At 39.2% G+C, this 1,776-nt stretch carries 1 protein-coding gene; it reads left to right on the top strand.

The genetic code is table 11. The features are described from left to right. Window positions 1–220: 220 nt before the first annotated feature. A partial coding sequence (locus AC1DWN_RS33275) for an asparagine synthase-related protein (protein WP_477563108.1) occupies window positions 221–1,776 on the top strand: 1,556 nt, incomplete at its 3' end.

Below are 1,776 nucleotides of genomic sequence, written 5' to 3'. Positions count from 1 at the left end.
GATTATTTGAACAAAATGAATTGACAACAATTGGGCAAGGTGGTATTCTGAATATGTTCTCAATAACGAACCGATTACAGTGATGAATGAATATTTAACGAACAAACTGAAAATATGTAGTAACAAGAAATTGTACATTGAATGGCTAACTCATACTATTATGTTCTTTAAAAAGAACATCATACATCGATGATTGGAATTTAGCTAACAGGAGGAAGTCATGAGCGCAATTGCAGGAGTTTATCATTTGAATGGAGACCATATTAATCTTGAGCTTGGCTCGAGACTAATGGGATCTTTGCAAAAATTCCCCGCCGATGATGTTCAGACATGGCATGATGAACGAGTGTTTCTTGGTTGCCATGCACAATGGATTACACCAGAATCAGTTGGTGAACGGAATCCATACTATGATTCTGAAAGACGACTTGCCATTACTGCTGACGCGATTATCGATAACCGTAAAGAATTGTTTGAAATGCTGCAAGTGGAGCATGGTCTCAGACAAACAATGCCTGATAGTGAGCTCATCTTGCTAGCCTATGATAAATGGGGCGAGGTTTCTCCGAAATATTTAGTCGGTGATTTTGCGTTTATGATTTGGGATGAGCGAAAACGGATATTCTTTGGCGCAAGGGATTTTTCAGGCAGCCGTACGCTTTATTTCTATAGAAGTCAACACCTCGTTGCCTTATCTACGGTTATACAGCCTTTGTTAACCTTACCTGATGTTGATAAAACTCTTAACGAGCAATGGATCGCCGAGTATCTAGCAAACCCAGGTGTAGTAGATTCAGTGGATGATACATCTACCGTGTTTAAAGATATAAAACAGGTTCCACCTTCGCATTCCATTACTATATATGACGGCCAGGTTAAATTATCCAGATACTTCACCTTAATTCAGGGGGAGCGTTTAAAGMTTAAATCAAACAAAGAGTACGAGGAGGCATTTCTGGAGGTTTTCCAAAAATCGGTTAATGCGCGTCTTCGTACTCACAAGCATGTCGGCGCTTTCTTAAGCGGAGGGCTGGATTCAGGTTCTATTGTGAGTCTGGCTGCAAGAGAAATGCATAAAGAAAACAAGAAATTACGTACCTACAGTTATGTACCAGTAGATGATTACATAGACTGGACTTCCAAGAGGCTGCTTGCAGATGAGCGGCCATATATCCAATCTACTGTAAAGCATGTTGGGAATATAACGGATCATTATTTGGATTGTAAAGGAAAAAGCTCATTGACGGAAATTGATAGTTGGATTGAAATGCTAGAGATGCCTTATAAGGTGTTTGAGAATTCGTTTTGGATTCAAGGGATTAATGAAGAGGCATACCAGCATGGGGTGGGAGTTCTTTTAAGCGGAGCGAGAGGTAACACGACGATCTCTTGGGGATCAGCATTATCCCACTACGCTATGTTATTAAAAAAAATGAAATGGCTTCGTCTTAACAGGGAGATGCATTTGTACAGTAATAACTTGGGTATTGGAAAATCAAGGTTTTTAAAAGCTATTACACAAAAGGCTTATCCTTTTATGACTAGGGTCAGGACAGCAGAAGTTGATTATAAGTTTCCTGAACTAATCAATCCCGATTTTGCTCATAAAACGGATGTATATAGGAAGCTGCATGCGTATGGGATAGATAAAGAGGGCTTTTCTTCTTCTAAAGATATCTACGAAACAAGAAAAAAGCATTTCGAACAAACCTATGTTTGGAATTTGAATGGAATTTGTACAACAAAAATGTCATTGCGTTACTCGTTGTGGAGTCG

Source organism: Paenibacillus sp. P4_A7, assembly GCF_056402455.1.
This window is presented reverse-complemented; position numbering and strand designations above follow the sequence as displayed.